This is a genomic window from Maribacter sp. (genome assembly GCF_049667165.1).
GTDB lineage: Bacteria > Bacteroidota > Bacteroidia > Flavobacteriales > Flavobacteriaceae > Maribacter_A.
This window is the reverse complement of record NZ_JBATHS010000026.1, coordinates 17,845-27,908: the sequence shown is the minus strand read 5'-3', so window position 1 is coordinate 27,908 and position 10,064 is coordinate 17,845. Positions and strand designations below refer to the sequence as shown.

Genomic DNA, 10,064 nt, shown 5'->3' with positions numbered 1-10,064 from the left:
GTATGTTAAAGATCTACATTTTGCCGAAGATGTGATGATCAGCGGGTTTTTAAAGGTTTTTGAAAATTTGGGAACATTTAGGTTTGAAGGAAGTTTTGAAGGTTGGGTGCGTAGGATTATGATTCGTGAATGTATCTCCTATATCAGAAAACAGCAGTTTGTGGTCTATGATGATGAAATCTATGAACGCAATGAAGTCGAAACCAGTACCATATCGACGGATCTTGATGTTGAGCATATACAGAAATTGATCGATTCCCTGCCCGAAGGATATAAGCTCGTATTCGTGCTCTATGTGATCGAGGGTTACAAACATCATGAAATAGCCGCATCGTTACAGATTTCAGAAAGTACATCAAAATCACAACTGTTCAAGGCACGAAAGATGTTAAGGGAAAAATTGGAGCAACAAAATATTATAGGTTATGGAAGTCGATAAGTTTGAGAAACATATTAAGGAAGAATTGCACCGTCGGGAAATCAATCCTTCAGAGGCTGCATGGGAAAAATTGTCAGGGCAATTGCCGAAAGCGGAACACAGAAAATCAAAGAAATTCCTTTGGTATGGTGTGGCGGCAAGTTTCATAGGTATGGTGCTAATCGCATCGATATATTTTGGAAATGATACCGAACCCATAAACGCTGGGGTAGAGGTGGTCGACGCCCCCAAAGAAGTTGATATTATGCTTCAAAAGGAAGAAGTTTTGTCTGAACAAAATGAGGAGGAAGAGCAGTTGGTTGAAGTAGAAAAGGAAGTTAATAAGGTCAAGGTAAAAATTGCGAATAAAAAGGTTTTTTCCGTAATAAACAACAATTCGGCAATGGCCGCTTCGCATGAATCCGATAAAAATGATAAGGATTTCAAGGATATAGATTCAAAGACCGATCAACTCCTTGATGCCAAAATTGCAGAAATTGTGGCGCAAGTTAATTTATTGGAGAACAATAATCTTCATGTTACTGATGTAGAGGTCGATTCATTATTGCGGATGGCCCAGCAAGAAATCTTAACGGATAAAGCTTTTAGTCAAGAGGGCAAAGTAGATGCAATGGCACTACTAACAGAGGTTGAGGATGAATTAAATCAGTCATTCCGTGAACAGATTTTTAGAAACCTTAAAGACAGATTTTTTAAAGCTAGAACTGCAGTCACTTTTAACAACAATTAAAATCCTAATTACTCTATAATTAAGAGTAAAAGGAAAAAATATTCATCAATCAAAAAAGACTATTCTTGACATCCCCTTAACATTGGAGGGGATGTTCAGGGAGTCCTAAACCAAAAATCAGTATGAGAATTATTTCATTTTACACCGTATTATTAGTCATTTCATTTGCCATTCAAAAAATCTCTGCACAAGAAGAAGATGAAACCTTACAATTCAAAATAGAGCAATTGGAGAGGAAGAAATCAGACGTCACAAATGTCGAAAAAGATGCTTTGAAAGCTGAGGTCGAGTTCGTAAATGAACAATTAGCAAAGGGAAAGATCTCTCAAGAAGAAGCACAAGAATTAAAAAAAGAATATGCCGAAAATCATGCTAAGAACATAGAAAATAAACTCGCTATTCTTGACAATCAAATCGCTCTTCTCAAAAGAAATGGAGAAATAGATTTGAATACTGAAAGTAGCCAAGTAGAGATTGGGTTTAATTCGGAAAACAATGGGGATAGATTATTCGGAATAAGGTATAATTCTGGTAATCAGAATAAAACAATTTTTGATAAGAGAACTCATTCGGACATTGTCATGGCATTTGGATTGAACAATGAATCAAACGGAAATGCATTTTCTGAATCTCCATTTAAATTGACCGGCAGTAGGTTTTTTGAAATAGGATATGCGTGGAATACCAGAGTGTTCAAAAATAGTAATTGGTTAAGATTGAAGTATGGAATTTCCTTTCAATTTAATGGTTTTAAACCTAATAATAAAGAAGTATTTGTGAAGAGTAATGATCCAACTGTAGATTCCAATGCTTTATTTTTGGTAGACGCCAAAGAAGTATTTGAAATAGATAAGGAGTTGGAAAAATCTAAACTACGAATGGATAGTTTTATTTTTCCTATTCATTTTGAGTTTGGTCCTTCGGAAAAAAAGGTGAATGGTAAATATGTTAGATATGATACTAATAAAAAATTTAAATTTGGGATTGGAGGCTATATAGGAATAAACTATAACAATGTTCAAAAAACTAAATGGCCCAAGGATGTTGAATTCTTGGGGATAAACCCTGATTATAGTTTGTGGGCTGGAGGTAATCAATCAACAGTCAAAGGTTTGAGTGCTTACGCTGGTTTTGACGATATTTCCTTATATTTTAAGTTTGAAACTTCGAGTTCAATAAGAAGATTGGTTAATCAAAATGTTATCTCACTGGGCCTTCGGTTCGATTTATAAACATAACTGCACCTCCCTTTGGACAAAGGGAGGTGTTTTGACTGAAAATGTCAGGACGCAGGGGTTGGTTTATAAATCACTTTCTAAAACACGCTCCATTTCCTCAGTGAATTCTTCTTTGTAATACGCCCGCTTACAATAGGAACATTCAACGATCACATGCTTTGATATCTTGAAGAGCTTGATCCAAAACACGTGGAAGAAATTTGAACTGATAGATGCCGTCAATGTATCTTTTTGATCGCAGTGGGGGCATGATACCCCTGGCAGTTTTTTGATTTCGGTCTTACCCGGTCGAGTGCCAAAAAATAAGATCATCTTAAGAATGATTTTAGAATATAAACTTACTTAATTTGGAATTCAAAATGAAATAGGCATTACTAGGACGTTTCTTTGCCGAAACACTTCTATTTTTGCTATTTTTAGCAATCCTAATACCAATATTTTGATTTCAAAATCAACTGTAGACAAAGTTTATGAAACCGCCCGATTGGAGGAGGTTATCGGTGATTTTGTACAATTGAAAAAATCAGGATCCAATTTTAAGGGACTGAGTCCTTTTACCGATGAACGCACACCTAGTTTTATGGTATCGCCCGTAAAACAGATCTGGAAAGACTTTAGTAGCGGAAAAGGGGGCAATGTGGTGGCCTTTTTAATGGAACATGAACATTTTACCTATCCCGAGGCCATTAAGTACTTGGCGAAAAAATATAATATTGAGATTGAGGAAACAGAGCGTACCGACGAGCAGCGGCAGGAAGCCAATGAACGTGAGAGTATGTATCTGGTTTCAGAATTCGCCCAGGGTCATTTTTCCAAAATGTTATGGGAATCAGAACTGGGGAAGGCCATAGGCATGACCTATTTCAAGGAAAGGGGTTTTACCGATGAGACCATCAAAAAATTTGATCTTGGGTATTGCCTTGACCAATGGGATGGGTTTACGACGGCAGCTTTGGATAAGGGCTATAAACTCGACTATCTTCAAAAAACAGGACTAACCATTGTAAAGGAAGATGCCAATAATCCGAACAGTCCTAAAAAGTTCGACAGGTTCAAAGGGCGGGTCATGTTCCCGATCCATTCCATGAGTGGCAGGATTCTGGGTTTTGGGGGCCGTATATTGACCAATGATAAAAAGGCGGCCAAATATGTAAATTCCCCAGAAAGTGATATTTACCATAAGAGCAAGGTGCTCTATGGTATTTATTTTGCCAAGCAGGCCATTGCAAAAGAGGATAATTGCTATTTGGTCGAAGGATATACCGATGTGATTCAGTTGTATCAAAGAGGAATACACAACGTGGTGGCCTCCAGTGGTACGGCCTTGACTTCTGAGCAGATACGGCTCATAAATCGATTGTCAAAGAATATCACAGTGTTGTTCGATGGTGATGCAGCCGGACTTCGGGCGTCACTACGGGGTATCGACTTGATCCTTGAACAGGGTATGAATGTTAGGGTGTGCACCTTTCCAGAAGGGGAAGACCCTGATAGCTTTGCCAAAAACAATGAGTTGGAGGATATTCTCGAATATCTGGCTTCGAACGCTAAGGATTTTATTCAATTCAAGGCTTCCTTATTGGTGAAAGAGGCCGCCAATGATCCCATAAAAAGGGCGGATACCGTAAGGGACATTGTACACAGTATATCAAGGATTCCCGATCGTATAAAAAAGGAAATCTATATTCAGGAGTGTGCACAGATCATGAACATTTCAGAAGCGGTGCTGTTCAATACCTTGGCCCAGATCAGTAAAAAGGATAGTACCGATGCTTCTAAAAGAGTCAGACAGGAGCAAAAGGCGTTTGATGTGGTCAAGAATGATCCTTTGCCCGAAAAGGTAGATGTACAGTATGAACTGGAGCGCAAGATCATTGAACTTTTGTTGTTGTATGGCAATAAAAAAGAAAAGTTCGAGGATTTGGTTTTGAAAGAGAATGAGGAAGGTGATTTGATTTTGGAACCTGAATCCCTTGATGTCAAAGTGTATGAGAAAATATATCTTGATCTTCAGGAGGATGAGATTGAACTGACCAATCCTTATTTTAAAAGCATTTATTATAAGCTGATCGAGGAATTGACCCAAACCGAAGATTTTGAGATCAATACCTTCATTGCCAATTTAGACCAAGAAATGGTAATGGAGATTTCCTCGATTTTGATGGAAGAAGAAAAGTATGCCCTGCATAAATGGGAAAATAAGGATATTTACCCCAAAAGCAAAAATTTAGGAATATCACAATTGGTAAGTGAAACAATTTTGACATTGCGATGTTACCTGATCAAAAAAAGAATGGAGACCTTGCAGCATAGTACCGAAGAAAGTTCGGTGGACCATAGTGAGACCCTTGAAGAAATTATGAATTACTTGCAACTGAACAAATTATTGAATAAAAAATTGAACCGGGTGCTCTCCTAGTTTATTAAAAAAATAGCTTTGGGTATGATATTATATAGAAAACCCAGACAATGCTGCCTGGGTTTCCTAAATACCTCTAAACGTGGTGTCTATTTAATACAACTCCAAAGCTTTGGCTTGTTGCAATAAATCGACCATATTGTCCACATTTAATTTTTTCATTAAACGTGCTTTATAGGTGCTGACCGTTTTTTCATTAAGGTTTAGCCCCTGTGCAACTTCTTTGTTGCGTTTTCCGCTGGCTAATAATTTTAGAACCTCAACTTCCCTGGTAGATAATTTTCTAAAGAATCTACGTGGTTTTTGTGTTCCCTCATCAAAAGCCAATCGTTGGGCAAGTTCATTTGTGATGAACATATTCCCTTCTGCCACTTTCTTTACGGCAGAGATGATATAGTCGATGTCCGATGCTTTTGAAAGGTAGCCAAATGCACCCGCCCTTATGGTACTGAGCGCATAAACATCTTCAGACTGTCCACTGTACATCAACACCTTAACATCGGGATATTCCTTTTTCATCCTTCTTAAAGTGGCGATACCATTAATTTCGGGAATGTCCATTTCCAACATTAACACATCAGGGGAAGCCTTTTCGAGCTGGGTAAAAAGCTCGGAAGTAGTTGAAACATCACCTACAACCTCAAATCCACTTGCATTGTTCAATACCTGTTTTACTCCCATTCTAATGATAGGATGGTTGTCCGCAATTAGCACTTTAATCATTTTGTTGATTTTTTCTAGAATTTTTGCCGGTTACACCGTCTTTAAAAACTGACATACAATGTAAGGGTAAAATATCTAATTTCAGGGACAAATTTCAATTAAATTGGGAAATTATAACATTATACTCGTCTTATGTACTTGATTATTAGTTGAGCTGTTACTTTAACTCACTAGGAATATGACAAATAGGTATGGGCAACATCTTATGCTGATTCGCTGCATTCAATCTTTTGAAGATAGCGAAAACCTGTTTTTCCCGTCCGGAAAAATCCGCAATCGTCTTCCCTTCCTCGTTTTTTTGCATAGCCCATTCCAATTCAGGGTAAGATGCCCCAATTTGGTCCTCATCGGTGCGGTCATCACCCCAAAGTCCATCGGTTGGTGGGGCAATTACGATTTCCTTGTTGATTCCTAGGGATTTGGCGATTTCATAAACCTCGGTTTTCAATAGATCGGCAATCGGACTTAAATCTACGCCCCCATCACCATATTTCGTATAGAAGCCCACTCCAAAATCCTCCACCTTATTCCCTGTTCCGGCAACCAAATACCCGTTGAGTGCAGCAAAGTAGTATAAAGTGGTCATGCGCAACCTTGCCCTGGTATTGGCAAGCGACATAAAGCGCTCTTCTTCATTTTCCACTGAGGGCAAGGCCTCGATCAAACTATCGAAAACGGGGGTTAGATTTACCCCCTGCCTGTTCACATTGGGAAAATTCTTCATCAACCAATCGATATGGTTCGTTGCCCTGGTTTCCTGGTTTTCCGCTTGGTGAATAGGCATTTCCAAACAGAGAAGGTCCAACCCGGTCTTAGCGCATAGGGTAGAGGTAACGGCAGAATCTATTCCACCGGAAATACCAATGACAAATCCCTTAAGGCCGTCGTTGGTTGCATATGTTTTGAGCCAGTCAACTATATGATCGATTACTTTTTCGGTTTTCATGGAAGATTTTATTTGTTTAAAACAATTAACTTTGCCCGATAAAAATAAAGCCTTACGGTTGAAGATTAAAATTTAAAGGAAATTTCTTTCTGGGAAAAGGGCATTGCTGAAGTTTTTGCGCTTTTCAAAAAGGATATATTTTCATTGTAGTGGGGAGCGTCGCGGTGACATATGCTCGTACCTATTTAAAGGAACTTGTTTTCAAATAATCTAAAGGATTGAAACGGATGAAAAAATCATTTTATATTGTGGCTATTATGGCCTTTGTCGTCATGGGTTGCCAAAATGAGGACAAAGTGGCATCCGCCGTAAATAAAATAAACCTGGAGGTAAAGGTCTCGAGATTCGATGAGGCCTTTGCACAAGCCGAACCCAGTGATATTCCTGAACTTAGGAAGGAGTATCCTTATTTGTTCCCAGCTCCTGATAGTGTATGGTTGGCCAAACTTAGGGACTCCCTTCAGATTGAATTGAGAGGGGAGGTTATGTCCGAATTCAAGGATTTTGGAAAGGAAAAAGCTGATATTGAATTACTTTTCAAGTATATTCAATATTATTTCCCAAAATTTTCAGCCCCTCGGGTAGTGACCGTGACCAATGATGTCGACTATGATAACCGCATCATATTGACAGATAGTTTGTTGCTAATCGGTTTGGATAACTATTTGGGACCTGAGCACAAATATTATCAGGGAATGCAGAAATATATCGCCCAAGACCGAAAGCGGGAGTTTATGGTGAGCGATATCGCGAATGCCTTTGCAAACAAGGTCGTACCAAAACCGAATGGGCGTACCTTTTTGGATCAGTTGGTCTACTATGGCAAGAAGTTGTACTTGAAAGATAAGATCATGCCTTTTCAAAGCGACGAACTGAAGATCAATTACACAGCGGATGAGTTGGCTTGGGCACAGGCCAATGAAGAGCCCATGTGGAGGTTTTTTGTAGAAGGGGAATTGTTATACAGTACCGATAATAAACTACCATTGCGATTTCTTGATCCAGCCCCCTTTTCGAAATTCGGATTGGAATTGGACAATGAGTCCCCAGGACGACTCGGCCGTTATGTGGGTTGGCAGATCGTACGTTCTTTTATGGATAAAAATGGCGTCACTCTACAACAACTCATGAACCTAAGTGCAGAGGAAATATTTAAGAAATCCAATTATAAACCAAACAAATAAATGGGAAAATTACAAACATCGGAGATACGATTAAAAGTGGGATTGGATGAAAACCGTGTCCCTGAAAAACTTACCTGGTCGGCTGAGGATGGAGGAATCAACAATGAGGAGGCCAAAGCGATGTTACTCTCTGTATGGGACAGTAAGAACCAAGAATCGCTGAAGATCGACATTTGGACCAAGGATATGCCCGTAGATGAAATGAAGGTTTTTTTCCATCAGACACTGGTGGCAATGTCCAATACGTTCATGAAAGCGACCCAGGATGAAAAGATGACGGCAACCATGAAGGATTTTTGTGACTATTTTGCTGAAAAGTTAGAATTGAAAAAATAGTTCCTTTGTTTTTATAAGATTCTTCCAAAATATAAAAACGAGTTGTTATTGCGTTTTTCTTTACAAATTTTCATTAATACATTGCTGTTTTTCACAAAATAAAATTTATTCATTTTTTGCGCGCTTAATAATACCCTATATTATGGATATGTAGTACTTTTGATGCTCGTTTTTAAGTATTACAATGCAATGAAAGATAAAATGACAAACGAAGGAAATTTCGATATAGATATACTAGGTAAGGCTACTTATGATTCGCCTTTGCGACTAAGTAAAAAGCGGGGCGATGATATTTTCAACTTTGTGAAAGAGGATGATAAAGTCTTACAGGATATCTCACTTCATCAATTTAAAAAATATTCGACAGATCAAAAAGAGCCCTTGGCCATGGTGAAGGCAGGTCCACGGGAAAAAATATACTTTAATACCAGAAAAACCAAGGCCGCAATAGTCACTTGTGGTGGGTTGTGTCCCGGCATAAACAATGTGATCAGAAGTTTGGTCATGGGGCTCACTTATTTTTATGGGGTGAAGGAAATTCTTGGGGTACGTTATGGTTTTGAAGGTCTTATTCCTTCATACGGTCATGGCTTTGTTGATTTGACTCCTGCTTTTGTTAAGGATATCCATCAATTTGGGGGTACCATATTGGGTTCCTCTAGAGGAAGCCAAGATGTTGGTGCCATGGTTGATACCTTATATGAGAATGGTGTTGACCTATTGTTCACTATCGGAGGGGATGGCACGTTAAAAGGCGCAGATGCCATTGGTGAAGAAATTAAGAAACGTGGAGTCAAGATTTCGGTAATAGGAATTCCCAAAACAATCGACAATGATGTTAACCTCATCGACAAAACGTTTGGCTTTGAAACAGCCTATAATGTAGCCAACACGATTATAAGAGATGCGCACAATGAGGCTACCGGTGCCTATAATGGCATTGCCATTGTAAAACTAATGGGCCGTGACAGTGGTTTTATTGCGGCATCAGCGGCTATTTCAATGCCTGTGGTCAACTATGTTTTGGTTCCTGAAATGCATTTTGAACTCGAAGGTGAGAATGGATTCTTGGAGGTACTGAAAAAACGATTGGAAGAAAAAAAACATGCCGTCATCGTTGTAGCCGAAGGAGCTGGTCAAAATCTTTTTGATAAAGATAAAAAAGGGCAGGTTACCGATGCCTCTGGAAATGTTAAGCATAATGATATTGGGTTGTTATTAAAAAGCAGTATTGCAGATTTCTTTAAGAAGAATGATCTTCCCGTAACCATAAAATATATAGATCCTAGCTATATCATTAGAAGTGCCCCTGCCAATCCTGGAGATAGCATATTCTGTAATGGATTGGCTTATCATGCAGTACACGGAGCAATGTCGGGTAGAACAAGATTTGTAGTAGGTAGGGTTAACAATCGATATGTTTATCTACCAATTACCGCGGTTACACATAAAAGAAAGAAAATCAATATGGAAGGTGGTTTCTGGTATACTGTTATAGAAAGTACTGGGCAGCCCTTTGAAATGCGATAATTGATGCCGTTATGGGTTTCCAATCTTTTAGATGTTGTTTTAAACATAGGGTTCTTGCTTAAAAATGATTGTATGGTTTTTTTGTAAGTAGCTGGGTTTTTTAAGACCAAAGTACTATGTAGACCTTATATGGCGACACGAAGCCCTAATATTAAAATGCCGGAAAAACTGATTTTTATCTATAATGCGAATTCAGGTATTCGTAATAAGGTAATCGATAGTGCGCACAAAATCCTAAGTCCCACCACATACCCATGTAAGCTCTGTGATCTAACCTATGGAGCCTTTATGGAAAACAGGAGTTGGAGGGAATTCAGGAAAGAATCCCCGTTTGAAATGGAGTTTTTGCATAAGGACGAATTCAAAAAACATTATGCCTATAAATTTGGGCATAAATTTGATTGGCCCATAGTACTGAGTAGCGCAAACGGAAATTTCGAGGTTTTTATTTCCCGCGACGAACTGAATGGGCTGGCCAGTGCAGAAGAATTGATTCATTTGATACACGCAAGAATCTAA

The 10,064-nt window shown here is 38.7% G+C and carries 11 protein-coding genes; 8 read left to right on the top strand and 3 right to left on the bottom strand.

The window, feature by feature from the left end:
- The 3 genes from WBM98_RS01150 to WBM98_RS01140 form a co-directional block, all read left to right on the top strand.
- Positions 1-439: RNA polymerase sigma factor (locus WBM98_RS01150; protein WP_424364178.1), on the top strand; the 439-nt coding region annotated here is incomplete at its 5' end.
- The gene (locus WBM98_RS01145) at positions 426-1,169 is read left to right on the top strand and encodes a hypothetical protein (protein WP_424364177.1); all 744 of its coding nucleotides are present in this window, start codon (positions 426-428) and stop codon (positions 1,167-1,169) included. The genes WBM98_RS01150 and WBM98_RS01145, both read left to right, overlap by 14 nt.
- Before the next feature lie 122 nt (positions 1,170-1,291).
- The gene (locus WBM98_RS01140; RefSeq protein WP_424364176.1) at positions 1,292-2,401 is read left to right on the top strand and encodes a coiled-coil domain-containing protein; all 1,110 of its coding nucleotides are present in this window, start codon (positions 1,292-1,294) and stop codon (positions 2,399-2,401) included.
- 69 nt (positions 2,402-2,470) lie between these two features.
- Here the strand turns inward: WBM98_RS01140 and WBM98_RS01135 are convergent, their stop codons facing one another.
- Positions 2,471-2,719: a zinc-ribbon domain-containing protein gene (locus tag WBM98_RS01135; RefSeq protein WP_424364175.1), complete on the bottom strand. Its 249-nt coding sequence runs from the start codon at positions 2,717-2,719 to the stop codon at positions 2,471-2,473.
- A 127-nt stretch (positions 2,720-2,846) separates the two neighbouring features.
- On the opposite strand from WBM98_RS01135, the gene dnaG reads away from it, so the two are divergent.
- A complete protein-coding gene (gene dnaG, locus WBM98_RS01130; protein WP_424364174.1) occupies positions 2,847-4,826 on the top strand; it encodes a DNA primase in 1,980 nt (659 codons plus the stop codon).
- A gap of 93 nt (positions 4,827-4,919) precedes the next feature.
- Here dnaG and WBM98_RS01125 read toward each other — a convergent pair whose 3' ends face one another.
- Positions 4,920-5,549 (bottom strand): response regulator, encoded by a 630-nt coding sequence (locus WBM98_RS01125; RefSeq protein WP_424364173.1) that lies wholly within the window; start codon positions 5,547-5,549, stop codon positions 4,920-4,922.
- Positions 5,550-5,706: 157 nt separating this feature from the next.
- Positions 5,707-6,495, bottom strand: a complete 789-nt coding sequence (gene nadE, locus WBM98_RS01120) for an NAD(+) synthase (protein ID WP_424364172.1) — start codon at positions 6,493-6,495, stop codon at positions 5,707-5,709.
- A gap of 227 nt (positions 6,496-6,722) precedes the next feature.
- Between nadE and gldB the strand changes: the two genes are divergently transcribed.
- From gldB to WBM98_RS01100, 4 genes are all read left to right on the top strand, one after another.
- Positions 6,723-7,679, top strand: a complete 957-nt coding sequence (gldB, locus tag WBM98_RS01115) for a gliding motility lipoprotein GldB (protein WP_424364170.1) — start codon at positions 6,723-6,725, stop codon at positions 7,677-7,679.
- The gene (gene gldC / locus WBM98_RS01110) at positions 7,680-8,015 is read left to right on the top strand and encodes a gliding motility protein GldC (RefSeq protein ID WP_424364169.1); all 336 of its coding nucleotides are present in this window, start codon (positions 7,680-7,682) and stop codon (positions 8,013-8,015) included.
- A 201-nt stretch (positions 8,016-8,216) separates the two neighbouring features.
- Positions 8,217-9,545 (top strand): ATP-dependent 6-phosphofructokinase, encoded by a 1,329-nt coding sequence (locus WBM98_RS01105; protein ID WP_424364168.1) that lies wholly within the window; start codon positions 8,217-8,219, stop codon positions 9,543-9,545.
- A gap of 129 nt (positions 9,546-9,674) precedes the next feature.
- Positions 9,675-10,064: a GTPase gene (locus WBM98_RS01100; RefSeq protein WP_424364167.1), complete on the top strand. Its 390-nt coding sequence runs from the start codon at positions 9,675-9,677 to the stop codon at positions 10,062-10,064.